This is a genomic window from Ensifer sp. 22521 (assembly GCF_052044795.1).
GTDB lineage: Bacteria > Pseudomonadota > Alphaproteobacteria > Rhizobiales > Rhizobiaceae > Ensifer.
In genome coordinates, this window is record NZ_JBQENM010000010.1 from 272069 (window position 1) to 297357 (window position 25289).

Annotated in this window: 27 protein-coding genes; 13 read left to right on the forward strand and 14 right to left on the reverse strand. The window is 62.1% G+C overall.

Going from position 1 to position 25289, the window contains the following annotated elements; genetic code table 11:
* Nucleotides 1-117: 117 nt before the first annotated feature.
* Entirely contained in the window at nucleotides 118-1077 is a 960-nt protein-coding gene (gene sppA, locus ACTJKE_RS17870; RefSeq protein WP_057247997.1) for a signal peptide peptidase SppA, read from the reverse strand.
* A gap of 263 nt (nucleotides 1078-1340) precedes the next feature.
* Between sppA and lptC the strand changes: the two genes are divergently transcribed.
* The 6 genes from lptC (at nucleotide 1341) to ptsN (ending at nucleotide 6533) form a co-directional block, all read left to right on the forward strand.
* On the forward strand, nucleotides 1341-2009 hold the full coding sequence (gene lptC / locus ACTJKE_RS17875; RefSeq protein ID WP_057247996.1) for an LPS export ABC transporter periplasmic protein LptC: 669 nt from the start codon (nucleotides 1341-1343) through the stop codon (nucleotides 2007-2009).
* Between the two features lie 15 nt (nucleotides 2010-2024).
* On the forward strand, nucleotides 2025-2585 hold the full coding sequence (locus ACTJKE_RS17880; RefSeq protein ID WP_057247995.1) for an LptA/OstA family protein: 561 nt from the start codon (nucleotides 2025-2027) through the stop codon (nucleotides 2583-2585).
* A gap of 12 nt (nucleotides 2586-2597) precedes the next feature.
* Nucleotides 2598-3416 carry an LPS export ABC transporter ATP-binding protein gene (gene lptB / locus ACTJKE_RS17885; protein ID WP_057247994.1) on the forward strand — a complete coding sequence of 273 codons (819 nt, stop codon included), beginning with the start codon at nucleotides 2598-2600 and terminating at the stop codon, nucleotides 3414-3416.
* Between the two features lie 143 nt (nucleotides 3417-3559).
* Entirely contained in the window at nucleotides 3560-5098 is a 1539-nt protein-coding gene (gene rpoN / locus ACTJKE_RS17890; protein ID WP_057247993.1) for an RNA polymerase factor sigma-54, read from the forward strand.
* Nucleotides 5099-5323: 225 nt separating this feature from the next.
* Nucleotides 5324-5896 (forward strand): ribosome hibernation-promoting factor, HPF/YfiA family, encoded by a 573-nt coding sequence (gene hpf / locus ACTJKE_RS17895; protein ID WP_057247992.1) that lies wholly within the window; start codon nucleotides 5324-5326, stop codon nucleotides 5894-5896.
* Nucleotides 5897-6068: 172 nt separating this feature from the next.
* A complete protein-coding gene (gene ptsN / locus ACTJKE_RS17900; protein WP_057247991.1) occupies nucleotides 6069-6533 on the forward strand; it encodes a PTS IIA-like nitrogen regulatory protein PtsN in 465 nt (154 codons plus the stop codon).
* Nucleotides 6534-6575: 42 nt separating this feature from the next.
* On the opposite strand, the gene ACTJKE_RS17905 is transcribed toward ptsN, so the two are convergent.
* Nucleotides 6576-7388 (reverse strand): helix-turn-helix transcriptional regulator, encoded by an 813-nt coding sequence (locus ACTJKE_RS17905; protein WP_057247990.1) that lies wholly within the window; start codon nucleotides 7386-7388, stop codon nucleotides 6576-6578.
* A gap of 151 nt (nucleotides 7389-7539) precedes the next feature.
* On the opposite strand from ACTJKE_RS17905, the gene ACTJKE_RS17910 reads away from it, so the two are divergent.
* The gene (locus tag ACTJKE_RS17910; protein WP_057247989.1) at nucleotides 7540-8307 is read left to right on the forward strand and encodes an SDR family NAD(P)-dependent oxidoreductase; all 768 of its coding nucleotides are present in this window, start codon (nucleotides 7540-7542) and stop codon (nucleotides 8305-8307) included.
* 11 nt (nucleotides 8308-8318) lie between these two features.
* Complete coding sequence (locus tag ACTJKE_RS17915; protein WP_057247988.1) at nucleotides 8319-9554, forward strand: D-arabinono-1,4-lactone oxidase; 1236 nt, start codon at nucleotides 8319-8321, stop codon at nucleotides 9552-9554.
* A 79-nt stretch (nucleotides 9555-9633) separates the two neighbouring features.
* On the opposite strand, the gene grpE is transcribed toward ACTJKE_RS17915, so the two are convergent.
* Complete coding sequence (grpE, locus tag ACTJKE_RS17920) at nucleotides 9634-10251, reverse strand: nucleotide exchange factor GrpE (protein ID WP_058329100.1); 618 nt, start codon at nucleotides 10249-10251, stop codon at nucleotides 9634-9636.
* Nucleotides 10252-10516: 265 nt separating this feature from the next.
* Nucleotides 10517-11596 (reverse strand): heat-inducible transcriptional repressor HrcA, encoded by a 1080-nt coding sequence (gene hrcA / locus ACTJKE_RS17925; protein WP_058329101.1) that lies wholly within the window; start codon nucleotides 11594-11596, stop codon nucleotides 10517-10519.
* 160 nt (nucleotides 11597-11756) lie between these two features.
* Between hrcA and rph the strand changes: the two genes are divergently transcribed.
* The 4 genes from rph (at nucleotide 11757) to hemW (ending at nucleotide 14839) form a co-directional block, all read left to right on the forward strand.
* Nucleotides 11757-12476, forward strand: a complete 720-nt coding sequence (gene rph, locus ACTJKE_RS17930) for a ribonuclease PH (RefSeq protein ID WP_057247985.1) — start codon at nucleotides 11757-11759, stop codon at nucleotides 12474-12476.
* Nucleotides 12477-12490: 14 nt separating this feature from the next.
* Nucleotides 12491-12910: a VOC family protein gene (locus ACTJKE_RS17935; RefSeq protein ID WP_058329102.1), complete on the forward strand. Its 420-nt coding sequence runs from the start codon at nucleotides 12491-12493 to the stop codon at nucleotides 12908-12910.
* A gap of 17 nt (nucleotides 12911-12927) precedes the next feature.
* Nucleotides 12928-13572 carry an RdgB/HAM1 family non-canonical purine NTP pyrophosphatase gene (gene rdgB, locus ACTJKE_RS17940; RefSeq protein ID WP_057247983.1) on the forward strand — a complete coding sequence of 215 codons (645 nt, stop codon included), beginning with the start codon at nucleotides 12928-12930 and terminating at the stop codon, nucleotides 13570-13572.
* A gap of 82 nt (nucleotides 13573-13654) precedes the next feature.
* The gene (gene hemW / locus ACTJKE_RS17945) at nucleotides 13655-14839 is read left to right on the forward strand and encodes a radical SAM family heme chaperone HemW (RefSeq protein ID WP_058329103.1); all 1185 of its coding nucleotides are present in this window, start codon (nucleotides 13655-13657) and stop codon (nucleotides 14837-14839) included.
* 30 nt (nucleotides 14840-14869) lie between these two features.
* Here hemW and ACTJKE_RS17950 read toward each other — a convergent pair whose 3' ends face one another.
* The 6 genes from ACTJKE_RS17950 to ACTJKE_RS17975 all read right to left on the reverse strand — a co-directional run bounded on the left by ACTJKE_RS17950 (nucleotide 14870) and on the right by ACTJKE_RS17975 (nucleotide 19192).
* The gene (locus tag ACTJKE_RS17950) at nucleotides 14870-15484 is read right to left on the reverse strand and encodes a glutathione S-transferase family protein (protein WP_058329104.1); all 615 of its coding nucleotides are present in this window, start codon (nucleotides 15482-15484) and stop codon (nucleotides 14870-14872) included.
* Between the two features lie 113 nt (nucleotides 15485-15597).
* Nucleotides 15598-15963 carry a DUF1801 domain-containing protein gene (locus ACTJKE_RS17955; protein WP_058329105.1) on the reverse strand — a complete coding sequence of 122 codons (366 nt, stop codon included), beginning with the start codon at nucleotides 15961-15963 and terminating at the stop codon, nucleotides 15598-15600.
* Nucleotides 15964-15998: 35 nt separating this feature from the next.
* A complete protein-coding gene (locus ACTJKE_RS17960) occupies nucleotides 15999-16412 on the reverse strand; it encodes a DoxX family protein (protein WP_245296245.1) in 414 nt (137 codons plus the stop codon).
* Nucleotides 16413-16491: 79 nt separating this feature from the next.
* On the reverse strand, nucleotides 16492-17766 hold the full coding sequence (locus ACTJKE_RS17965; RefSeq protein ID WP_058329106.1) for an RNA polymerase sigma factor: 1275 nt from the start codon (nucleotides 17764-17766) through the stop codon (nucleotides 16492-16494).
* Nucleotides 17763-18137, reverse strand: a complete 375-nt coding sequence (locus tag ACTJKE_RS17970) for a YciI family protein (RefSeq protein ID WP_057247978.1) — start codon at nucleotides 18135-18137, stop codon at nucleotides 17763-17765. Before ACTJKE_RS17970 ends, ACTJKE_RS17965 begins: the two co-directional genes overlap by 4 nt.
* Nucleotides 18138-18259: 122 nt before the next feature.
* Complete coding sequence (locus tag ACTJKE_RS17975; protein WP_058329136.1) at nucleotides 18260-19192, reverse strand: DMT family transporter; 933 nt, start codon at nucleotides 19190-19192, stop codon at nucleotides 18260-18262.
* Nucleotides 19193-19353: 161 nt separating this feature from the next.
* Between ACTJKE_RS17975 and gcvA the strand changes: the two genes are divergently transcribed.
* On the forward strand, nucleotides 19354-20298 hold the full coding sequence (gene gcvA / locus ACTJKE_RS17980) for a transcriptional regulator GcvA (protein WP_058329107.1): 945 nt from the start codon (nucleotides 19354-19356) through the stop codon (nucleotides 20296-20298).
* Between the two features lie 57 nt (nucleotides 20299-20355).
* Here the strand turns inward: gcvA and dnaA are convergent, their stop codons facing one another.
* From dnaA to mutM, 4 genes are all read right to left on the reverse strand, one after another.
* Nucleotides 20356-21801 carry a chromosomal replication initiator protein DnaA gene (gene dnaA / locus ACTJKE_RS17985; RefSeq protein ID WP_057248246.1) on the reverse strand — a complete coding sequence of 482 codons (1446 nt, stop codon included), beginning with the start codon at nucleotides 21799-21801 and terminating at the stop codon, nucleotides 20356-20358.
* Nucleotides 21802-22842: 1041 nt separating this feature from the next.
* Entirely contained in the window at nucleotides 22843-23109 is a 267-nt protein-coding gene (rpsT, locus tag ACTJKE_RS17990) for a 30S ribosomal protein S20 (protein WP_034797494.1), read from the reverse strand.
* Nucleotides 23110-23410: 301 nt separating this feature from the next.
* Entirely contained in the window at nucleotides 23411-24184 is a 774-nt protein-coding gene (locus ACTJKE_RS17995; protein WP_058329108.1) for an enoyl-CoA hydratase, read from the reverse strand.
* A gap of 52 nt (nucleotides 24185-24236) precedes the next feature.
* Complete coding sequence (mutM, locus tag ACTJKE_RS18000) at nucleotides 24237-25127, reverse strand: bifunctional DNA-formamidopyrimidine glycosylase/DNA-(apurinic or apyrimidinic site) lyase (RefSeq protein WP_058329109.1); 891 nt, start codon at nucleotides 25125-25127, stop codon at nucleotides 24237-24239.
* Between the last annotated feature and the right edge of the window lie 162 nt (nucleotides 25128-25289).

Below are 25289 nucleotides of genomic sequence, written 5' to 3' on the forward strand. Positions count from 1 at the left end.
AAATTCTTGTTTGTTTTGCTTTTTCGGTCTGCATTGTGATTGCTGCAAGAATATCGACGACGCTTGCAAAAACGCCGCCAACTCCTCACGGCTCAGGCTGGGTATATGTCGCCTTCCTCATTGGCCATCAACCTGCCAAACGGAAACAAGACCGTCAAGAAACAACTTGTCGCCCGCAATTTTTTCGAGGCCGCTCATTGCCGGAAAAGCGTCATATCCCAACATCTTGATCCAGTTGCCGACCAGCGCGCCGAGGCCAAAAGGCAGGGTCTTGCGCGGTGCTTCCCAATCGACGATCGGCAGGTCCTTCGATACCTTTTTCTCCGTCAGAAAGGCGCGAATTTCGTCCTCGCCGCCAAGCGTGTCGACGAGCTTCGCCTTCAGCGCCTGGCGGCCGGTGAAAATGCGGCCGTCGGCGAGCAGCAGCGCCTCGGGGCGCTGAAGCTTGCGGCGCTCGGCAACCAGGTCGACAAACCAGGCATAGCTGTCATCGATCATCGACTGGATCATCGCCTTCGCCTCGTCGCTCGCCGGATGGAAGGGCGACGGCTCCGCCTTCAGCGGCCGCGACTTGATCGATTCCAGCGACACGCCGAGCTTGTCCATCAGGTCCTTGATCTGCGGATACTGGAAGATGACACCGATGGAGCCGGTGATCGAGCTTTCGCCCGCGACGATCGTGTCGCCTGCGAGCGCAATCATGTAACCCGCAGAAGCGGCGAGCGTGCGCACATCGGAGACAACGGGCTTCTTGGCGGCAACCTTGCGGATCGCCTTGTAGATCACTTCGCCGCCATAGGTGGTGCCGCCCGGGGACGAAATGGTGACGACCAGTGCTTTGACGCTGTCGTTGTCGGCGATCTTCTGGAGGCGATCGAGAAGCTCCCGGTCGTCCTGGATCAGACCACTAATGGTGACGCGAGCCACGTGCTGACGAGTGCGGCCGACATCGTCCGCAGCGCCCGACCAGACAAAGATCGCGAGCGCTGCCACAAGAAGCAGCCCCGCCACCACAAAGCGCCAGAAACTGAGTTTCCGGCGCAGGCTGCGGCGATCGGCGATGGCGAGTTCGTCCATGTGGGTTTCTCCCGAATTGTTGGCGCAGCTTCTGTCAGTTTCCGCGGGAACGTGCTATCTGCGCGCGCAGAGGCATATTCCATAAACGCGCTTGGCCACGGTTGAAAGCCGCGGCTGGCGTTTTCGTGCTTCACCCGAGTTTTTTTGCAGCGCCATTGTGCAGCAGCAAAAAATATCCATATTTGCGACGACTTACACCATTGTATGTATATGATCCCTTGATGGGTTCAGCGATAAAAGCAGTAGAACCGACAGGCCCTTTCATGTTGAACCACGCGCCAGCCCCGGGCATTTTTGCCGATACGGGTGAGAGCTCCGCCGACGCCTATGCGCTCGCCGCGAGACACTCCGTGCGCGTCCGCCGGCTGAAAGTCATCCTGCCCGTGGTCGCCGGCGTCATCGCGGTGATCTTTGCCGCCGTTTCCTTCGTCCGGGCCTTCATGCCCGTCGATCTGCAACTCGAAACGGCGACGATCGAGGACGGCAAGATCGTGATGCAGAATCCGGCCATCTCCGGCCGCAACAAGCAGGGGATCAGCTATTCGATGAAGGCCCAGCGAGCGCTCCAGGACATCGCCAATCCTGACATCATCACGCTGCAGACGATCCATGCGGAAATGCCGATGAAGGATTCGATGGTCGCGACGGTGGACGCCACCAACGGCATCTACGACCGCGGCGCCAATACGCTCGATATGAACGCCCCGTTCACCATTTCCGTCAATAATGGCATCAACGCCGACTTCCAGTCGGCCTATCTGGACATCAATGCCGGCGAGATGGAAACGAAACAGCCCGTTGCGATCAGCATGAAGGGCGGTTCGATCATTGCGCAGACGCTGCGAATGACGGATAAGGGACGTATTGTAATATTTGAGGGCATGGTGAGGGTGAACGTCGAGCCCACCGCCATCCGCAAGAACGCGAAATAGGACCCGGTGCACTCCATGTCGGTCACAACCGCCTCTTTTTTCAAGATTTCCGCCAGCCTGGCGATTGCCGGTGTCGGCGCTTTGATCATTGCCTCCGGCGCTTCGGCGCAGGCCACATCCAGCAAGATGAAGGGCCTTGAACTCTCCAACGACAAGCCGATCCAGATCGAGAGCGACAAGCTCGAAATCAAGGATCCGGAGAGCAAGGCGATCTTCACCGGCAACGTCAAGGTCGTGCAGGGCACGACGACGCTGCAGGCCGGCAACATGGTGGTGTACTACAAGTCCGGCGGCGGCTCGGTTTCGAGCGGCGACGCCGACATCGACCGCATCGAGGTCAGCCAGAAGGTTTTCCTGAGCTCGGGCACGCAGCAGGCAACGGCAGACACCGGTTCCTTCGACATGACGAAACAGGTCTTCGTGCTGAAGGGCGAAAAGGTGGTGTTGTCGGAAGGCAAAAACGTCTTCGTCGGCTGCCAGCTCAACGTCCAAATGGAAACCGGGGAGGCTCAGCTCGAAGCCTGCGGCGGCCGCGTGCAGATCCAGCTCGACCCGAAGTCCCGCAAGCAGAACTGACGTAGATCGCTCGTGCACTTTCCCTTCCTTCACAAGCGCAAACGGGTCCGCAAGCCGTCGGCGACAGCTGCGGTTGTTTCCGGACACGCGGTCGACAAGGCGCGTTACGACGGCACGCTGATCGCGCGCGGCCTGACGAAGGCCTATCGCGAGCGCCGCGTCGTCAACGGCGTTTCACTGGTGGTGCGGCGCGGCGAAGCCGTGGGCCTGCTCGGACCGAACGGCGCCGGCAAAACCACCTGCTTCTATATGATCACCGGCCTCGTACCGGTCGACGAAGGCTCGATCGAGATCAATGGCAACGACGTCACGACCATGCCGATGTACCGGCGTGCCCGTCTTGGCGTCGGTTACCTGCCGCAGGAAGCATCGATCTTTCGCGGGCTGACGGTCGAGGAAAACATCCGCGCCGTGCTCGAGGTCCATGACAAGAACCTGGAGCGGCGCGAGAGCAAGCTCAACGACCTGCTCGGCGAGTTCAACATCACGCACCTGCGCAAGTCCCCCGCGATTGCGCTTTCGGGCGGCGAGCGGCGGCGTCTCGAAATCGCCCGTGCGCTTGCGACAGATCCGACCTTCATGTTGCTCGACGAGCCCTTTGCCGGTGTCGATCCGATCTCGGTCGCCGATATCCAGGCGCTTGTCCGTCACCTGACCTCGCGCGGCATCGGCGTGCTGATCACCGACCACAACGTCCGCGAGACGCTCGGCCTCATCGACCGCGCCTATATCATCCATGCCGGCGAAGTGCTGACTCATGGTCGCGCCAACGATATCGTCACCAATCCTGACGTGCGCCGGCTCTATCTCGGCGACAATTTCAGCCTTTGAGACCGCTTCGCGGGCGATTCCGCCCGCGACCACGCTTGACCAAACCTTCTCGATAAGCAATTTTTGGGCCAATTGATAAGGGCCACCCCGGCGACCGGAGAAACACCGCGGCCCAGGAGATTTCTCGGGAGTTTCGCGTCAGCATGGCACTGTCCGCCAGCCTTCATCTGCGCCAGTCCCAGTCCCTGGTGATGACGCCACAGCTGATGCAGTCGATCCAGCTGCTGCAGATGACGCATCTCGAACTCAATCAGTTCATCGCCCAGGAAGTCGAAAAGAACCCGCTGCTCGAATTTCAGGCGAATGACGATCTGCCAGGCACGCCGGAGCGCGGCGAGAGCACAGCCGGGGACGAGCCTGCCGGCGACGACTTCGGCGCGCAGGACGATCTCTACGACAGCGCGACATCGCCGACCAGCGAGCGGCTTGGCGAGCAACTCGACGCCGACTTCGCCAATGTCTTTCAGGACGACACGACACCGCAGCGCGCCGATGCCCCGGAACTGCTCGGCCAGTGGAAATCGATGCCCGGCAGCAGTGAAGGCGAAGACTATGACCTCGACGACTTCGTTGCCGGCCGCAAGAGCCTGCGCGAGACGCTCACGGAGCAATTGCCATTTGCGCTGCCCGCCCCCTCGGATCGGCTGATCGCGCAGCACCTTATCGATCAGCTCGACGACGCCGGCTATCTCCAGGCGGACCTTGGCGAAGTCGCCGAACGGCTGGGCGCCGCGCATACGGATGTCGTGCGGGTATTGCTGACGCTGCAGCAGTTCGATCCGCCCGGTGTCTTCGCGCGTTCGCTTGGCGAATGTCTTGCAATCCAGTTGCGCGCCCGCGACCGCCTCGATCCGGCGATGGAGGCACTGCTCGCCAATCTCGAACTGCTGGCGCGGCGCGATTTCGCGACGCTCAAGAAGATCTGCGGCGTCGATGAAGAGGACCTGATCGACATGCTGGCGGAAATCCGCAAGCTCGATCCGAAGCCCGGAACCAGTTTCGAGACCAGCGTCAGCGAGGCGATCGTGCCCGACATCGTCGTGCGGGCCGCGCCCGACGGCTCCTGGATGATCGAACTCAATCCGGACGCGCTGCCGCGCGTGCTGGTCAACCAGGACTATTTCGCCAAGGTCTCGCGCGGGACGCAGAAAAACAGTGCCGACCAAGCCTTCCTCAACGAATGCCTGCAGAACGCCAACTGGCTGACACGCAGCCTCGACCAGCGCGCCCGAACGATCATGAAGGTCGCCACGGAGATCGTTCGCCAGCAGGACGCGTTCCTGGCCAACGGCATCGGTCACCTACGGCCGCTGAACCTCAAGACCGTCGCTGACGCGATCAAGATGCATGAATCGACCGTCAGCCGCGTCACCTCGAACAAATACATGCTGACGCCGCGCGGGCTGTTCGAACTCAAATATTTCTTCACCGTCTCGATCGGCTCGGCCGAGGGCGGCGACAGCCATTCGGCGGAAGCCGTGCGCCACCGGATCCGCGCGATGATCCAGGAGGAAAGCGCCGAAGCGGTGCTTTCCGACGACGATATCGTCGATGTCCTCAAGAAGGCTGGTATCGACCTTGCCCGTCGCACTGTCGCCAAATATCGCGAAGCGATGAGCATCCCCTCCTCCGTACAGCGGCGACGGGAAAAGCGGGCGCTGGCCAAAGCCGCCGGTTTCTGAGCACCGGAAGTTAAGCCGCATTAACTTTTTTGCGACCTTCGATTGACTCTCTCCGACACAGGCGATATGAGCCCGCCGCAATTGCCGGGGACAAGCTCGCCCCGGAAGCGGACCGGTACGACCGGTAGCTGCGACAGAGGCGCGCCCGCAAGCCTGAAAGGCTTGGATGACGGGACCGCTTGGAATAGACTGGCTGCGCAAATCACGAACGAGAGAGGAAACTCCATGAGTGTGCGTGTATCCGGTAAACAGATGGAAATCGGCGATTCGTTTCGAGCTCGCATCGGCGAGCAGATCGAGCAGGCCGTTACCAAATATTTCGACGGAGGATATTCAAGCCAGGTCACTGTGGAAAAATCCGGGCCGCGCTTCAGCGCCGACTGCAAGCTTCATCTCGATACGGGCGTGGTTATGCAGGCGAACGGTCAGGCGAACGACCCACAGGCTGCGTTTGACGCGGCGTCGGATCGCATCGAAAAGCGTCTGCGCCGCTACAAGCGGAAGCTGAAGGATCACCATAACGGCAACGGTACGAATGCTGCCGAAGTGGCTTACACAGTGATGGATTCGGTGCCGTTCGAGGACGATGAGGTCCCCGAGGATTATGCACCGACGATCGTCGCCGAAAGCACGAAACAATTGAGGACGATGTCTGTCGCCAGCGCCGTGATGGCACTCGACATGACCGATGAACCCGTCCTGATGTTCCGTAGCCCCGGCAAGGACGATCTGAATATCGTCTACAGACGCAACGATGGAAATATTGGCTGGATTGACGCTGCCAATATCAAAGCATGAGCGGATAGGGGAGTGCCGGCACGCCGGCACTCCCCGCGCCCAGAATCAGCGGGCAGGCCGGAAAATGTGACTTTTCTGTGCATGGAACCCGCCATGACAAAGATGGTTAGAGCCATTGCGACGCATTTATGATGATGTTGTCCGGCTCTAACCGGCGAACGAGGACAAAAGAATGGCATTGGCAGGTCTACTGCATCAAAATGCGATCATCCCGGCCATGAGGGCCAACTCGAAAAAGCAGCTCCTCCAGGAATTGGCGGCAAAAGCATCAAAGATCACCGGGCTTCCCGAGCGTGAAATCTTCGACGTGATCCTGCAGCGGGAGCGTCTTGGCTCCACCGGTGTCGGCAATGGCATCGCCATCCCGCACGGCAAGCTCAACAATCTTCCCTCGATCATCGGCATCTTCGCGCGACTGGAAACATCTGTCGATTTCGAAGCGCTCGACGACCAGCCCGTCGACCTCGTCTTCCTGCTGCTCGCCCCGGAAGGTGCCGGCGCCGATCACCTCAAGGCCCTGTCGCGCATTGCCCGCGTCCTGCGTGATCAGGACATGGTCGCCAAGATCCGCTCGAGCGATTCCGCCAGCGCGATCTACACGCTGCTCGACGACGACGCGACCTCGCACGCCGCCTGAAAATAGCAACGGCGCGCGTCCGCCGGACGCGCAGTGCCTGCGTCAGTAAAGCTGACGACCGTTCAAATGATCTATGAAAATCCGGAACAAAGCGCCCTGGCTCGAAATGCCGAGCCGGCGATAGATGTTCTTGCGATGGATCCGGACCGTTCCCTCGGCAATGTTCATCACCTTGCCGATCGAAAGGTTGCTGTGTCCCCGAAGGATCAGCCGCACGATGTTGCGCTGCTGCTTCGTCAGCCGGTCTGAACAAAGGCTGTCGAACGCCGCTTCCATTACATTGTCGCCCTCTTCGGAGGGCGGCGGCGCAAAGCTCCGGCCGTGCTGGCGCCAGTTCGAGCGGACCGCCTCGCGCACGATCGGCTCATAGACGCGCAGTCGCTCGAGTTCGGCCTCGCTGAAAGGCTGGCCGCCGCGGCCGCGCATCAGCGAGTAGGTCGCCTGCAGGCCACCGTCGAGCGGAATGACGAAGCCGACCTCCTCCACCAGCACACCCGATTCCATCGATACGCAGGGGTGAACCTCGGCGGACGACGAGAAGTCGGACTGGAAGAATCGGTCCGGCGCGAGTTCTCGCATGCGCCAGAGGCCGGCCGGCTGGCCGGCAGAGCAGGCGACGTAGAAGGGATCGAGCAGATAGGCGCCGCCGAGATAGGCGGAAAGCGCGCTCGCCGATACCTTTGCCGTGTAGCCGTCGTGCAGCACGATCGGCCTGGCATCGTACGGATAGGCAAAGGCGACGGAGAGGTCGAAACTGGTGAACGACCGCAGCATCCGGTCGAGCGCCTGGCCGAAATCCTGCGTGCCGATCAGACCGATCATCGCCGAAATATCAGCGGACTCCCTTGCCAGCATTCCGGTTTCATCCCCCCGCTCCTCGTATCCCCCATGGGATATCGACAGCCCCTGCTTCGTCAACAATAATTCCCCCCGGGAGAGCAACAGGTCGTCGCGAAACGGGTCGCCCTTGGCGAACACTGCGGCGAACGCCGATGAGGAGGGCGCAATGGCAGGCAGGCTTTCAGGCAAGGTGGCGCTGATCAGCGGTGGCGCGGGAGGCTGCGGCCTGGCGGCGTCGGAGCTTTTCGCGCGCGAAGGCGCCAAGGTCGGTATCGTCGACCTGCCGCGCAGCAAGGGCGAAGAGGTCGCGGCATCGATCCGCGCCAATGGCGGCGAGGCGATTTTTGCCCCTGCCGACGTCTCGGTATCCGCAGAAGTGACATCGGCCGTCAAGGCGGTGGAGGCGGCGTTCGGCGCCATCACGGTGCTCTTCAATCACGCCGGCATTCTTGCCGTCGGCCCCTTCCTCGAGGTCGAGGAAGACGAATGGGACCGACTGATGGCGGTCAATGTGCGCAGCATGTTTCTGATGACCAAGGCTGTTTTGCCCGGCATGCTTTCCGCCGGCGGCGGCAGCATCGTCTGCACCTCGTCGATCTCGGCCGTGGCGGCAACGCCGATGGAGGTGCTCTACGACACGACCAAGGGCGCCTGCCACATGTTCGCCCGCGCCATCGCCGTCGAGTTCCGCGACCGCGGCATCCGCTGCAATGCCGTCTGCCCGGGCTTTATCGCCACCGATCATGGCAAGCGCGAGCTCGTCGGCCTCAGCAAATACGGGGTCGACGTTTCGGAGGCGGCCATCGCCGTGCAGCAGGGCCGCATGTGCGACCCGAAAGAGGTGGCGAACGCGGCGCTGTTTCTTTCGAGCGATGAGGCGAGCTTCATCAACGGCACGCATCTGTTCGTCGACAATTGCTTCACCGCGGTTTGAGGGAGGGGAAAATGCTTCAGGCAGGTGGCCACTGGCGCAACTGGGTCGGAAACCAATCATGCATCGTGCGTCATCGCGGCGCGCCGGAGAGCGAGGCAGCTCTTGCCGAAATGGTGCGCGAGGCGACGTCGCAAGGGCTGAACGTGCGCTGCGCCGGCTCCGGCCATTCCTTCACGCCGGTGGCGCTGACCAGCGGGCTGCAGCTGACGCTCTCCAACATGCAGGGTGTCGTCGGCATCGACTACGCGCGCAAGCGCGTCGCGGTGAAGGCGGGTACCACCATCAATCAGCTCGGCAAGGTGCTGAAATCCAACGGCCTGTCGCTGATCAATCAGGGCGACATCGACAGCCAGGCGTTGGCTGGCGCGCTGACGACCGGGACGCATGGGACCGGCGCCAAGCTCGGCAACATGGCCTCGCAGATCGTCGGCATGCGCCTGGTGCAGCCGGATGGGAGCATTCTCGTTGTCGACGAGACGACACCGGATCTGCTCGAGGCGGCGCGGGTATCGGTCGGCATGCTTGGTGTGATCTCGGAGATCACGCTGCAGGCGATGGACAGCTACAATCTGCATGAAAGGCTCTGGCGCTGCACCTTCGACGAAATGATCGAACAGCACGACGAACTGGCCGCCAAACACCGCCACTTCGGCTTTTTCTGGTGCCCAGTGCCCGAGAGCCGGCATTGCTATTGCCTGCCGGACACCGCATCGGTCTCGACCACAGACAGCACCTCCGACGTCTGCGAGATGAAGGTGATCGACATCACCGAGGAAGCACCGACGGAGCGCCGCTTCGAGAAGATCGCATATTCCTCCGAGATCTATCCGATCGAATACGTGCCGAATTTCCACGAACTCGAATATGCGGTGCCCGTCGCCCACGGCAAGGATGCGGTGAAGGCGGTGCGCAAGCTGATGCTGGAAAAGCACCCGACCTGCATCTATCCGATCGAGTACCGTTTCACCGCCGGAGACACCGGCTGGATCAGCCCCTTCTTCGAGCAGGACTCGATCACGCTCTCGGTCTCGGGCGAGCCGGGAACCGATTATTGGGACTACCTGAGGGATGTCGATACGATCCTGCGGCAGTACGGCTCACGGCCGCATTGGGGCAAGCTGCATTTCCTCGGCGCCGAGGATGTGACGGCGCTCTATCCCCGTGCAGGCGATTTCCGGGCGCTGAGGGCCAAGGTCGATCCGGAGGGCCGCTTCCTCAACGATCACCTGCACCAGCTTTTCGGATAGCGTTTGCGGCTGACGCCGCTCAAAACAAAAACGCCGCGCGAACTTCGCGCGGCGTTTCTTTAAACTCTGATCAGTTGGATCAGGCAGTCGGTGCGTCACCGTTTTCGCCGGCCACGACCTTCGGTCCGCCCTTGGAGACGCCGACCATGGCCGGACGCAGAACACGGTCACCGATCACGTAGCCGGCTTGAACGACCTGCAACACCGTGTTGTTGGGCACGTCCGCATTGGGAATCTCGAACATTGCCTGATGGAAGTTCGGGTCGAACTTCTGGCCTTCCGGCTCAAGCTTCTTGACGCCGTGGCGCTCAAGCGCTGAAAGCATCGAGCGCTCGGTCATTTCCACGCCCTCGATCAGGGCGGTGAGGCCAGCCTCGCCTGCTTCCCTGGCCTCTGCCGGAATGGCATCGAGGGCGCGGCGCAGGTTATCCGAAACGGCGAGCATGTCGCGGGCGAAGCCGGCGACGGAATAGGACTTCGCATCCTTCACGTCGCGTTCGGTGCGGCGGCGCAGGTTGTCCATCTCGGCGGCAAGTCGAAGGTACTTGTCACGCAGCTCGGCGCTCTCGGCTCTCGCGAGCTCCAACGGATCGGGCTCGGCAACCGGCGCAGCTTCAGCGGCGTCGGCAACATCGGGCGCGGCATCGAATACCTCGTCGGTGGCCTCGGGTCCGTGCTTGTTCGTATCGTCGGTCATGACGTTCTCCGCAGTGTCGTCTCTATCGTCCTTCGCATTTCCACGCCGCAAGCGCGAGCCTGCGTGTCAGCAAAAATGCGCTGTGACTGGATTTGAAGCCGATATCGAGGTTTGGGGCCGAAAAATCAAGGGTCCAATCGCGCTCCTACAGCGCCGCGCGACTTATCAGACGCGCAAAGGTCGCTGTAACACTTTGATTTGCTGCATGTCTTTGTCCTTGATCGAGGTCGATTTAAGGAGACATGCAGCGACTAAAAGCCCGCCTTTAGCGGGAAAGCCTCGACATCAGCTGCGCGGTATAATCGACCATCGGCACGATGCGGGAGTAGTTGAGCCGCGTCGGCCCGATGACGCCGACCGCGCCGACGATGCGATCCTCGCCATCGCGATAGGGCGCGACGATCAGCGAGGAGCCGGAGAGCGAGAAGAGCTTGTTTTCCGAGCCGATGAAGATCCGGACGCCCGGACCGCTCTCGGCAAGATCGAGCAGCTCGATCAGGCTGTCCTTCTTTTCGAGGTCGTCGAAGAGCATGCGCAGCCGATCGATATCCTCGGCCCCCTCCAGCCCTTCGAGCAGATTGGCACGGCCGCGCACGATCAACCGCGCCGGCTTCTCGTCGCCTTCATTGCCCGACCAGATGGCGAGACCGCGCTCGACGAGGTCTTGCGACAGCGCGTCGAGTTCGCCGCGCACCGTCCGCTTCACCGTTTCAAGCTGAGCGCGCACCTCGCCGATCGTCTGGCCGGCAAGATGGGCGTTGAGGAAATTCGCGGCTTCGGTGAGCTGCGAGCTGGTGACCCCGGCGGGCAGCTCGACGATGCGGTTTTCCACCTGGTCGTGCTCGCCGACGAGAACGGCCAGCGCCTTGGTCGGCGCCAGGCGAATGAACTCGACATGCTTCAGTACGGGATCGGCCTTGGCGGTGATGACGAGGCCGGCCCCGCGTGACATGCCTGACAGCATCTGGCTGGCTTCGGTCAGCAGCGCATCGACCGGCTGCATATGATCATCGCGCCGAACCTGACGGTCGATCGACGCCCGGTCCTCGACCGAGAGATTGCCGACCTGCATGAAGGCATCGACGAAGAAGCGCAGCCCCGTCTGGGTGGGCAGACGGCCAGCGCTGACATGCGGCGAGTAGATGAGACCGAGATCTTCGAGATCGCTCATCACATTGCGAACGGAAGCGGGAGAGAGCGACATCGGCAGGAGCCGCGACAGATTGCGCGAGCCGAGCGGCTCGCCGCTCGTCAGATAGGTTTCCACGATGCGACGGAAAATTTCGCCCGAGCGCTCATCCAGCGCGGCTGCGATTTCCTTTGCTCCGGGATTGCGCAGTACCATGTCACTCCACACTCGCAGGCACATCCTGCCGTGCCCGGAATATAATGATCCTGCCGCCCGATGGCAAAAGGGAAAAATCGACTGGTCCCCCGGCTATCCACCGGTTCCCTTTGCCTGCGCCATGCTCTAGAAGGCTGACGAGATACGATAGGAGTTGACGATGCGGCCATCCGGCAGAAAAACCGACCAAATGCGCAAGGTTTCTTTCGAGCGCAATTTTTCCAAGCACGCGGAAGGCTCCTGTCTGGTGCGGTTCGGCGACACGCACGTGCTGTGCACCGCCAGCCTTGAGGAAAAGGTTCCGGCCTGGCTGCGCAACGGCGGCAAGGGTTGGGTGACGGCGGAATACGGCATGCTGCCGCGCGCCACCGGCGAGCGCATGAAGCGTGAGGCGGCAAACGGCAAGCAGAGCGGCCGCACCCAGGAAATCCAGCGCCTGATCGGCCGGTCGCTGCGCGCCGTCGTCGACCTTCCGGCGCTCGGCGAGCGCCAGATCTCGATCGACTGCGACGTCATTCAGGCCGATGGCGGCACGCGCACGGCCTCGATCACCGGTGCCTGGATCGCTCTCTACGATTGCCTGAAGTGGATGGAAGCGCGCAACATGGTCAAGGTCGAGAAGGTCCTGAAGGACCATGTCGCCGCCATCTCCTGCGGCATCTTCGCCAACCAGTCCGTGATCGACCTCGATTACCTCGAAGATTCCGCCGCCGAGACCGACGCCAACTTCGTCATGACCGGCTCCGGCGGCATCGTTGAAATCCAGGGCACGGCCGAAGGCAAGCCGTTCTCGGAAGAGGAATTCGCAAGCCTGATGGGCTTGGCAAAGAACGGCATTGCCGAACTGGTCGCGCTGCAGAAGCAGGCGATTGCAGGCTGACCACAGGAGAAAAGATGGCCCCGGCACTGGAAGGCATACTCGAGACTGCGCTCTACGCGACCGATCTCGATGCCGCCGAGGCCTTCTACGGCGGCGTTCTCGGCCTTGAGAAGATCACCCGCGCTGGAAACCGGCACGTGTTCTTCCGCTGCGGCCAAGGCGTGCTTTTGATCTTCAATCCGGCCGAGACGGTGAAACCGCCGGCGCCGGACGCCACCCTGCCGGTGCCACCGCATGGCACGACCGGCCGGGGACACATGTGCTTTCGCGTGCGCGCCGAGGCGCTCGACGCCTGGAAAGCGAAACTGGTAGCGGCCGGTATCAAGATCGAAAGCGATCTTCGCTGGCCGAACGGGGCGCGATCCTTCTACTTCCGCGATCCGGCCGGCAACAGCCTTGAATGTGCGGAGCCGGGCCTCTGGTCCATCGAATGAATATGAAACGAGATACCATGCGCAAACTCGACAACAAGACGCTGATCGTCGCCAGCCACAATGCCGGCAAGATCCGCGAAATCCGCGATCTCATCGGCCCGCTCGGCTTCGAGGCGAAGTCGGCGGCGGACCTCAATTTCATCGAGCCCGACGAAACCGGCACCACCTTCGAGGAGAACGCCACCATCAAGGCGCTCGCCTCCGCCAAGGCCTCGGGTCTGCCGGCGCTTTCGGACGATTCCGGTCTTTCAATCGACGCACTCGACGGTGCGCCCGGCGTCTATACCGCCAACTGGGCCGAGCGCGAGGACGGCAGCCGTGATTTCGCTATGGCGATGGAGAAGGTCGAAAACGCACTGCAGGAAAAGGGCGCAACGACGCCCTCCGAGCGCGCCGCCCGCTTCGTCTCGGTGCTCTGCCTTGCCTGGCCGGACGGCCATGTCGAGCTCTTCCGTGGCGAGGTCGAAGGCTTCGTGGTCTGGCCGCCGCGCGGCAGCCAGGGTTTTGGCTACGATCCGGTCTTCCAGCCGAAGGGCTACGAGACCACTTTCGGCGAAATGAGCGCCGACGAGAAACACGGTTGGAAGCCGGGCGATGCGCAGGCCCTGTCGCACCGCGCCCGCGCCTTCAAGATTTTTGCCGAGACCTGCCTCGGAGCCTGATCTGAGCGGGATGAGGAAAAGTGTGTGCGGTTTCCCGCCCGCATCCCGCTCCCTACTGAAAGTGACCATGAGAGACGCAACGATGCAGACGGCCACGCTATCGGCGATTGGTGACGGCATGGACCCCGGTTTCGGGGTCTATGTACACTGGCCGTTCTGCGCGGCCAAATGCCCCTATTGCGACTTCAACAGCCATGTGCGCCACCAGCCCGTGGACCAGCCGCGTTTCGTTGCCGCGTTTCTGAAGGAGATGGAAGAGGTGCGTGAGCTCTCAGGTCCGCGCACCGTCACCAGCATCTTCATGGGCGGCGGCACGCCGTCGCTGATGGAGCCCTCGACGGTGGACGCGATCCTCCAGGGTATCGCTCGCCATTGGCACGTGCCCGACGGCATCGAGATCACCATGGAAGCCAACCCTTCGAGTGTCGAGGCGACGCGCTTCCACGGCTATCGTGCTGCTGGCGTCAACCGCGTCTCGCTCGGCGTCCAGGCGCTGAACGACCGCGACCTCAAATTCCTGGGGCGGCTGCACAATGTCGAAGACGCGCTGAAGGCGATCCGGCTGGCGCGCGAGATCTTCCCGCGCATGTCCTTCGACCTGATCTACGCCCGCCCGAACCAGACGGTCGAAGAGTGGGAGCGCGAGTTGAAGGAGGCCGTCTCCTACGCGGTCGATCACCTGTCGCTCTACCAGCTGACAATCGAAGAGGGCACGCCCTTCTACGGCCTGCACAAGGCCGGAAAGCTCATCGTTCCGGACGGCGAACAATCGGCCGTGCTCTACGAGGCAACGCAGGAGATCACGGCATCGATCGGCATGCCGGCCTACGAGGTCTCCAACCACGCCCGTCCGGGTGCTGAAAGCCGGCACAACCTGACCTACTGGCGCTATGGCGACTATGCGGGTATTGGCCCCGGCGCACACGGGCGCCTCGGCATCGGCAGCGGGAAGATCGCCACGGCCACCGAACGCAAGCCCGAGGAATGGCTGCGCCTCGTCGAGACCTACGGCCACGGCATGGTCGAGCGCGAGGCGCTCGATCTCGAAGCGCAGTCGGATGAACTGCTGCTGATGGGCCTGCGCCTCAAGGAAGGCGTCGACCTTGCCCGCTGGCAGACCCTTTCCGGCCGCGATCCGGACCCGGAGCGCGAACAGTTCCTGATCGACAACGGCTTCATCGAGCGGCTCGGAAATTCGCGCCTGCGCTGCACGCCGGCCGGCATGATGATCCTCGACGCCGTGGTGGCCGACCTCGCTTGCCCCTGAGGCAGCAGGCGGTCTTCGCCGGCTACAGACTCAATCGAACGTTTCACCGGAGAGCGGCGTCGCCCGCATCGAGGCGCGCTCCTCGAACACGTCAAACCAGCGTGTCAGCGTTGGGCGGTTACGGAACGATGGCAGGTTGCGAAATGCCATCCAGGAGAGCGCCGTCGCCAGCGCGATCTGGCCGATATCAACGGCCGCCTCGGGCTCCAGCGTGCGCTCCAGCCAATCATATGTTTCCTCGATCTTCTCTTCATACCCCTTGGCGAGTTCCGGATAACGCAGATGTTCCGGGCGCCTCTCCCACTCCCAGCGCAAACCGATCCCGGTCTGGGCAAGGACCTGCGCCACCGACTGCATGCGCAGCGCCCGCCAGCGCGGTTCGCCGCTTTCCGGGATCAGCTTGCGTCCGTCATGCAGCGTGTCGAGATAGGCGCAGATGACGTCGCTGTCGAAGATCGGCTCCTGCCCCTCGCGCAATAGCACCGGAACCTTGCCGAGCGGATTTTCGGCATAGACTTCGTCGTTGCGCCGAGTCGGGCTAGTCTCGTGGTGGACGACCTTGAGCCGTTCGGCAAGGCCGATCTCGTGAGCGAAGACGAGCGCCTTGCGGGCGAAGGGGGAATGGGTCTGATAGTAGAGGATCATGTTTGCCTCGCGGGATCTGGCGTGAATTCCTGTTCCCGTGAAGAGATATTGCATCGCAGCCGATAAAGGCGCTCTGTTTTGCCGGCCGCGTTGCAAGTTTGTTTCGCGAACCGCTACTTCATCGGATCGCCTTTCAGCCGGTTAAGTTCAATGCCCTTTGCGACCAAGCGGGCCACCTGGGCGTCGTCGACGTCGTCCGTGGCGCGCAGGCGGATATAGGCCATGTCACCCTTGCCGCCGCCCTTTTCCAGGCGTGGATCGAGATCGAGCATCTCCGCCCCACGCCAGAAGCCGAAGGTCACGTGATCCTTTGCTCCCTTCAGGAGGCAGACTGCGCCGCCGGCCTCGTAGATGGGGTGGCCCCACTTCACGATATCGGTGAGCCCGCCTGCGGCAATGAGCGCTGCGTGCAGACGTTTTGCCACGTCTCCCGGAACCCCGGAAAGGCCGGCAATGTAATCTTCGACAGTCCTGGTCATGATCGACTTTCACTTGTTCGGTTGGAAGGCAGTTTTCAGTTCTTGAATGGGATCAGGCTGCGCAGGCGCGAATCTCGGAGCCACAGGCCGCCCCAGGCGATGACGCCGAGATAGAAGCCAAAGAGCAGGTGGGAAAAGAGTGGGCTGCCGGCGCGCAGATGCGTCGCCATCGCGCCGCCGAGATAGCCGGTCAGCAGGATGGCACCGAGGATCGAGGTCCGCGGGATCACGTAAAGCACGGTGCAGAGCAGTGTGAGCACCCCGAGCAGACGCGCCAGGTTCTGATCTGCGGAGTAACCAAGCGCCACCATGGTTTCGGTAACGACCTGAAGCGGCACGAGCTTGATGACGGCATCGAAGACCAGGAAGGCGACGAGCACGCCACTGAGGACGCGGCCGAGGATGACGGACTTGGCAGTCGGGGCGGAAATGGCAAGGCTGGTATTCACTGGGATTTCTCCTTGGATCTCGTTTTCAGTCCAAGGACGAAGCAAGGCGGCCCGCCCCGACAGCCGCCTCGTGGCTTTTTCATCTTTTTTTGACGACGGTGTCTTCGACGCCCGGCTCCTCGTCGAGCTTGTCGAGTTGCATGCGGATATAGGCGCATTCGGCGGCGTTGGTCGCAAGCGCGATGGCATGATCAAAAGCGACGCGTGCCTCGCGGACCTTGCCGAGCTGCTTCAGGAGGTGGCCGCTGAGGCCGTGGAAATAGAAGTAGCCAGACAGTTTGCCGGCCAGCGGCTCGATCATGGCGAGTGCCGCCTCCGGACCGTCACGCTTCGAGACGGCAACGGCCCGGTTGAGGGTAATCACCGGCGAGGGCTGCAGCCGTTCCAGCGCTTGGTACAGCAGATCGATCTGCGCCCAGTCGGTGTCTTCAGGGCGTTCCGCCCGCGCATGCAGGGCAGCGATCGCGGCCTGGATCTGATAGGCGCCGGGCTGGCGATGGCGCATCGCCCTGTCGATCAGCGCCAGCGCCTCGTTGATCAGCGGCCGGTTCCACAATCCGCGATCCTGGTCTTCGAGCAGGATGACGGCGCCATCGGCATCGAAACGGGCGCGCGCGCGGGAATGCTGTATCATCATCAGCGCCGTCAGCCCCATGATCTCCGGTTCCGCGGGAAAAAGCTCCAGCAGCAGACGCCCGAGCCGGATCGCCTCCTCGCAGAGATCGGCCGAGACGCTGTCCGGGCCGTTCATCGCCGAATAGCCTTCGTTGAAGACGAGATAGATCATCGTTGCGACGGCGGCGAGCCGGTCGGCGCGATCGGCCGCATCGGGCGTCTCGAAAGCAAGGCCGGCCGCCGCGACGCGGGACTTGGCGCGGGTGATGCGCTGCTCCATCGCCGCTTCGCTGACGAGAAAGGCGCGGGCAATCTGCTTGACCGAAAGGCCCGAGACGATGCGCAGAGCCAGCGCGATCTGCTGGGTTGCCGGCAGAGCCGGGTTGCTGCAGACGAACAGCAGCCGAAGAATGTCGTCGCGATATTGCGAGCCATCCAGCCGGTCGGCGAGATTGCTCTCCTGATCCTCCAGATCGGAGAGCATTTCCTCCGGCGGCAGTGCAGTCTCGCGGGACTGGCGCCGGACCTTGTCGATGCCGCTGTTGCGGCCGACGAAGATCAGCCACGCCGCAGGATCGCGCGGCGGGCCACTCTTCGGCCAGGTCTTCAAAGCCCGGATGCAAGCCTCCTGGAACGCTTCCTCGGCCGTATCGAGATTGCGGAAGTAGCGCAGCAATGCGCCCACTGCCTGCGGCCGGGCTGAAACGAGTGCGAGGTCTATCCAGGCTGTGTCTGTCATGAAGCAAGCTCACTGGGTTTGTAGATGGCAAGGGGTCGGATTTCGTAGGAGCCGGCCGCCGGATTGGCAGAACTCAGATCACGAGCAAATTCGAGTGCTTCGTCCATAGACGCGCAGTCGACGACATAGAAGCCGAGCAACTGTTCCTTGGTTTCGGCGAAAGGGCCGTCGGTGACGATCGTCTCGCTGTGAGTGTGCCGAAGCGTCGTCGCCGTTGTCGTTGGCATCAGGCGGGCCACCGGCCCAAGTTTTCCGGCTTCAGCATATTTGCTCTGTACGGCCGCCAAGTCACGCATGACCTTATCATCCTGCTCCTTGCTCCACTCACTGGTGACATTTTCGTTGTTGTAGCAAAACACGGCGTAAAGCATCGGAACTCCTGCTCCTGAAACAAAGACGGTGGCGGCAAGGAATAGCCGACAACCCAGCTGAAAAAAACAGAGCCGGTGGTGCTTTCACCCACCGGCCCGCAATGCGTGTAAGAAGGGAACGCTCAGACGTTCTCGCGGCACTCTAACTTGGGGTCGGCGGCCGGCCGAGAAAAGAGGCGAAGAAGTCGCCCGTCGATTGCTGCCAGACCGGCTGCGATCAAGGTCATGCCGAGGAAATGCTTGGGTTCCAGCGTTTCGCCCAGGAACATCGCGCCAAGCAGGATGGCGCTGACCGGGATCAGGAAGGTGACGAGCATCAGGTTGGTGACTCCAGCCGTTTCCAGGATGCGGAAGAACAGGACATAAGCGAGCGCCGTGGAGACCAGAGCAATGCCGACGATCGCGGCCCAGACGTCGAGGCCGGGCATCGTAAGCGTCCAGGGATGATCGACGAGCAGCGACAGCGGCACCAGCATGATGCTGGCAGCAGAGACCTGGCCGGTGGCCGTCACGATCGGTGCCACGCCCATGCGCTTGAAGCGGCGGGCAAAGACACCGGCGAGCGAATAGGAGAGCGCCGCACCGAGAACGGCAAGCTGAGCAACAAGGTTCGAGCCGAGCCCGCCGAGTGCCGCCGGACCGATCATCATGGCAACGCCCAGGAAACCGACGACCACGCCGGCGAAGCGGTTGACGGTCAGCTTCTCGTCATCGGTCAGCAGATGCGCGACGATCACGCCGAAAAGCGGCGTGGTGGCGTTGAGGATCGAGGCGAGGCCGCTGGCGATATGCGTCTGCCCCCAGACGATGAGCGAAAAGGGGATGAGATTGTTGAGCAGCCCCATGCCGAAGAACGCCAGCCACACACGCGGGTCCCGCGGCATCGACAGTCCCGCAAGGCGCAGGAAAACGAGCAGTGCGACCGCCGCGAGGCTGACCCTCAGCGCCACGATCGTAAATGGCGGCAGCGCCTTGACGGCGATACCGATGAAGAAGAAGGAGCCGCCCCAGAGGAGAGAGAGCATGATCAACATGCCCCATTCCTGCGCTCCCATGACCTTGGCCTGAACCGGCTGCACCATCGCGAAAACCCTCATTTGTTTATCTGACTAAATCGAAACGGTGTTGACCGTCGTGAATTTATGCCATTATTCTCAGCATATTACGCTTCGGACAAACGATCATTTCTCGCTGTATGATTGAGTTTGGTTAAACCATGGCCACATCCCTTCCCTCCCTTGCATCGCTTCGCGCCTTCGAGGCGACGGCGCGTCATTCAAGCGTCACCAAGGCCGCGCACGAACTCAACGTCACGCCGGGCGCCGTCAGCCTGCAGGTGCGGGAGTTGGAGCAGACGCTGGGTGTAACGCTCTTCGAACGAAGGCCCAGGCAACTGGTTCTGACGGAAGACGGCAGCCTCTATTTCGCAACGCTCCGACGTGCCTTCCGCATGATGCGGGAGGCAACCGAGGAGCTGACGGCGCGCAAACGTGCGCCGGTGCTGACGGTGAGCTGCACGCCGACCTTCGCCGCGCAATGGCTGGTGCCGCGCATCGGCGCCTTCGAACAGAAGGTGCCTGGCATCGACGTCCGCATCAGCACCACGAACCGGCTGACGGATTTTAACAGTGACGGCGTCGACGTCGCCATCCGGCATGGGCTCGGCCGGTATGACGGCCTGGTCAGCGAACGGCTGATCGACGACGACCCGGTTCCGGTCATCCATCCGGCGCTTCGGGCCAAACTGCCGCTCGACACGCCCAGCGACCTCGCCCGCCATGCGCTGTTGCACGACGTGCACCGCCAGGACTGGCGGCTGTGGCTGGATGCGGCAGGGGCCGAAGGGGTGGATCCCGGGCGCGGGCCGGTCTTCGTCAACAGCAACGGCGCCATCGAGGCGGCCAAGGCCGGCGACGGGGTCGCCCTGGTGCGCCTGTCGCTCGTGGCGCGGGAGCTTGCGGAAGGCCTGCTGGTTGCCCCCTTCCCGGAGGGAGTGATGACCGGCCTTGCCTATCACCTCGTCTATCCGCCGGCCGCTCTCGACCGACCGCCTGTCGTCGCCTTTCGCAGCTGGATCATCGCGGAGGCCCGCACATCGCAGGTCGTCGAGGACCAGCCGATCAGGCCGTCTCAGCGACCGACGTTGAAGGCGGTGCGTTAGCCCAAACGAAAAAAGGCCCGGAAAACCGGGCCTTTTCTTTGAAACGGTCAGCTGCGACTATTCGTTGATCAGACGCTTCAGAAGCTCGATCTCGTGGCTGAGTTTGGTATCGCCCGAAATCAGCTCTTCGATCTTGCGCACGGCATGCAGCACCGTCGTGTGGTCACGTCCGCCGAAGCGACGGCCGATCTCCGGGAAGGAGCGCGGCGTCAGCGTCTTCGACAGATACATGGCGATCTGGCGCGGCTTGACGATGACGCGGGTGCGACGGTTGGAGACGAGCTCCTGGCGCGAGACGTTATAATGCTTGGCGACGACGCGCTGGATGTCCTCGATCCTCACGCGGCGTGGTTCGCCGGCATTGACGAGGTGGCCGAGCAGTTCATCGACGCGCTCGATCGAAAGCTGCGGCTCGAAGGAACGACGGAACAGAAGCTGGTTGAACGCGCCTTCCAGCTCGCGGCCGCTCGCCGTCACATTGCGGGCGACATGGCTCAGGATATCGCCGGGAATGTCGAGCGATCCATCGTCCTGGCGGGCGACGTCCAGCCGACGCTTCAGCATTTCGAGGCGCATGTCGTAGTCGGGGCCGTCCATCTCGATGGCGACACCGCCCTGGAGACGCGAGCGAACGCGGCTGTCGAGCGATTCCAGTTCCCACGGAGCGCGGTCGGCGGCGACGACGACCTGCTTGGCGGAGTCGAGCAGCATGTTCAAGAGATGGCAGAACTCGTGCTGGATCGACTTACCCTGCAGGAACTGCATGTCGTCGATGATCAGCAGATCGATGTTGCGCAGCGACTCCTTGAGCGACAGCGCATCGTTGTCGCGAATGGCGGTGGCGAAACGCCACATGAAATATTCGGCCGTCAGATAAACGACACGCGGTGCACGCGCGCTCTGCAGCGCCTGGATGGCGATGGCCTGCAGGAGGTGCGTCTTGCCGAGACCGACGCTCGAATGGATGAAGAGCGGGTTGAACCGCACGGCACCGGCGCCGGCTTCCGCGATCGTCCGGGCAGCGGCAAGCGCCACGCGGTTCGAGGAACCCTCGACGAAGCTTTCGAAATTATAGCGCTGGTCGAGCGGCGAGCCGAAAAGCGGCGCCTGGACAGGCCTCTGTACGCTCGCAATCGCCGCTGCGGCAACGGTTGCGACCGGCTGGGCTGCTGCCGGACGGCGCGCCGGTGCGGTTGGAGCCGCTTCGGTCGCCTGCGGCAACACGTCTTCCTGTGTCGTCGGCCGGGCGCCACGGGTCGCGGTGCGCACCAGGATTTCGACCTTCAGAATCTCGCCGTCTTCCTGCTGGAAGAGCGACGTGATGAGATCGAGATAACGATTGTTGATCCAGGACTTCAGGAACGTGGTCGGCACCGAGAGGCGCACGACGCTCTTGGATACGGAATGGAGCTTCAGACGCCCAAACCAGCTCGCAAAGACATCCGGACCGACCTGAGCCTTGAGACGCGCACTTACTCGCTCGAACAGTGCGTCGTGCCTCATGTCGACTTTTTCCCCCGCCGCCTGAGATAGATTGCTTCCGGCTTGGAATGCGTCTCCTTCTTTCTGAAGTGCGCCCGCCGTCACCAAATTCATCTGCATTTTGCCGCCTTCCAGTTCATGTTCAGATGCCGTCATCACTGCCGGCGTCATCTCGTATGTCCGTCGCCCGCGGCGCCCGGAAAGGCCATGCCGCACTCGCCGAACGTCACAGTCGCAGTCGACGCCGGGCTCCTCATCTCCCGCCTCGCTGCGCGCTACGCGCATCCACCAGCCCACCTGTGGCCGGAGATGTCCCCTCGCGCCTCTTGTCAACAATCCTCCGGTGCGCTTCCGCACCGCCTCGGATCCTCCTCCTCGTCAACAGCTCTTCGCACCCTCGTACGAAGCGATGAGCCGCGCGTTGGACCTTTGTCTGCCGGCAGGCGCCGCTTGCACCCGCCGTCACGAGCCAAGCCCCGCCACACAACCATAGGACGAAAGCTCCTCACCCGGAGTGGAACGAACCATCCGGTTTTTTCACCTTCGACTTGTCTGATTGAACGACGCGGAGCCGCCCTGATACAAAGGACAGAAACATCGAAACCATTTCTTCGAAATGGCGTCTTCTGCTTCCTTTACAGATGTGGTCCGTGTCCCCTGTGGAGGGCATTTAGGCAGGATCGATGGGCAAGATCAATCGCGATTTTTAAGCAACCTTAGGCACTGACCGTTGACTCTCAGCCTGCCTTTTGCTTGCCGCATTCCGAGTCCGTGAAGAATCGCTTTTGAATCAAGGGTTTTGATTTTTCGCCCTTTGCTTAGCTGGCGAAAAAGAAAAAAAATAAAAAATCGCTTGACTCATTACGGGGTCAGGAGAGCCCCGGCCAGAGACATCCTTTTGATAAGGACCTCCCGTATGTCATTGAATTTATTTCATAAATTTTGTCATCGCATTGACACAACGTAATACCGTCGGATTAACCATCGCGATGACAGAAGTATGAATCCGAAAAGCCCGGCGCAAGGGCCGGGCTTTTCGTCAACAGATTTTTCTTAGCCGGATTAGGCCGAAAGCGACTTCACGCGCTGCGCGAGGCGCGAAACCTTGCGCGATGCAGTGTTGGCGTGCAGGACGCCCTTGGTGGCTGCGCGCATCAGCTCGGGCTGAGCTGCCTTGAGCGCTGCGGCTGCAACTGCCTGATCGCCGGTAGCGATCGCTTCTTCGACCTTGCGGATGAAGTTGCGAACGCGCGAACGACGGGCCTTGTTCACTGCGGTGCGGCGTGCGATCTTGCGGGTCGCCTTTTTCGCCGAAGTTGTATTGGCCATTGGTGCCTCTCTTCGAAAACTGACATGAACTCCGCCCTCGCCGTGCCGGGTCACTGCGACCTGTCATCAAAGCAATTCGGGAATATTTCCGGAAAGCCCAAAATGGCGTTCCAAACTGAGGGCGGCGTATAGCGGGAAACAGCCGCCCCGTCAACGCGCATTTTCTAGAATCTGCGCCGTGCTCTGGCTTAGATCACGATGGTCTTGGGTCTGATCGACCCAAAACCATAAACGTGATCGTTTCTAACAGGCTTGAGCGGGATGCGGGCGGAAAACCGTAAACACTATTCCTCATCCCGCTCTAGCGATGCTTGAACTCCGGCTTACGCTTGGCGACGAAGGCGGCCATGCCTTCTTTCTGGTCCTCGGTCGCAAACAGCGAGTGGAACAGACGCCGCTCGAAACGAAGGCCTTCGGCGAGCGTCAGCTCGAGAGAACGGTTCACCGCCTCCTTCGCCATCATGACCGCCGGCAGCGAGAAGGATGCGATCTTCTCGGCGGCAGCCAGCGCTTCCTCCATCAATTTCTCCGGCGCCACCACACGCGAAACGAGTCCTGCGCGTTCCGCCTCCGCCGCGTCCATCATGCGGCCGGTCAGAACCAGGTCCATCGCCTTCGCCTTGCCGACGGCGCGCGTCAGGCGCTGCGAGCCACCCATGCCGGGAATGACGCCGAGGGTGATTTCGGGTTGGCCGAACTTCGCGGTCTCGGAGGCGATGATGAAGTCGCACATCATCGCCAGCTCGCAGCCGCCACCGAGCGCATAACCGGAAACAGCGGCGATCACTGGCTTGCGGGCCGCAGCCACCTGGTCCCAGCCGCCAATGAAATCGCCGAGATAGCTGTCGACGAAATCGAGCGTCTGCATCTCCTTGATGTCGGCGCCGGCGGCAAAGGCCTTCTCGGAGCCGGTGACGACGACGGCGCCGATCTCCCTGTCGGCATCGAAGGCCCTCAGCGCTGCGGCAAGCTCGCGCATGACGGTCGAATTCAGCGCATTCAGCGCCTGCGGACGGTTGAGCGTCACGAGGCCGACGCGGCCGCGCGTTTCGACCAGCAGCGTTTCGTAAGTCATTCCTGTTTTCCTCCGGTTCATCTCCGACGCCAGGCCGCGGACAGCCCGGCGTTCATTTCTGGCAATGCGGGCAATAGAAGGTCGACCGGCCCGCCTGCACGATACGGGCGACCGTACCGTCGCAGCCTGGCGTGCGGCAAGCCTCTCCTTCGCGGTCGTAGACGGAGAAGGAGTGCTGGAAGTAACCGAGCGAGCCGTCGGCCTGGATGTGGTCCTTCAGCGACGAGCCGCCGGCCGCAATGGCATCGGCGATGACCTCGCGGATCGCGTCCGTCAGGCGCACCAGGCCATCTTTGGGCTTGCCACGCTTGTCGACGAGTTCGCCGGCGGGCTTCACCGGCGACAGACTCGAGCGCCAGAGCGCCTCGCAGACATAGATATTGCCGAGACCGGCGATGTTCTTCTGATCGAGCAAGGCCGCCTTCAGCGGCTGCGCCTTGCCGGAAAAGCGTACAGCGAGATAGGCGGCATCGAGCGCGTTTCCGGTCGGCTCCTCGCCAAGCGCGCGAAAATAGGCGTGGCTTGACACCGTGTCGCGGCGGGCAAGATCCATGAAACCGAAACGACGCGGGTCGTTGTAGATCACCCGCACCGGGCCTTCGGCGCCGTCGAGATGAAAGATGACGTGATCGTGCTTCTCGTCCTTGCCGCGCGGATGGTGAAACTCGCCCGGCGTCGCTGCAGCCGGCCCTGCCTCGATGCGGAAGGAACCGGACATACCGAGATGGGCGATGATCACGTCGCCGGCTTCCAGATCGATCATCAGGTACTTCGCCCGTCGTGACAGCGAGACAATGCGCTGGCCGGCAACGGTCGAAGAAAAATTCTCCGGAAACGGGAAGCGCAGGTCCGGACGGCGCAATTCCGCATTGACGATCCGCGCGCCCTCCATGGTCGGCGCCAGGCCGCGCTTGACGGTTTCGACCTCGGGCAACTCCGGCATAAATGCACTCCTACGATCTCAGCCACCGGATGCGGTGGTTGGCATTTCCTTGGCGGCCTTCTTATCCTATAGGGAGTGCGCTATGCCGCAGGCGCGGTCCCGTCCACGAGATAGCGCGGATGGGGCCTTTTCGCTATGGTGCCGGAAAAATTGGTTCAGGTG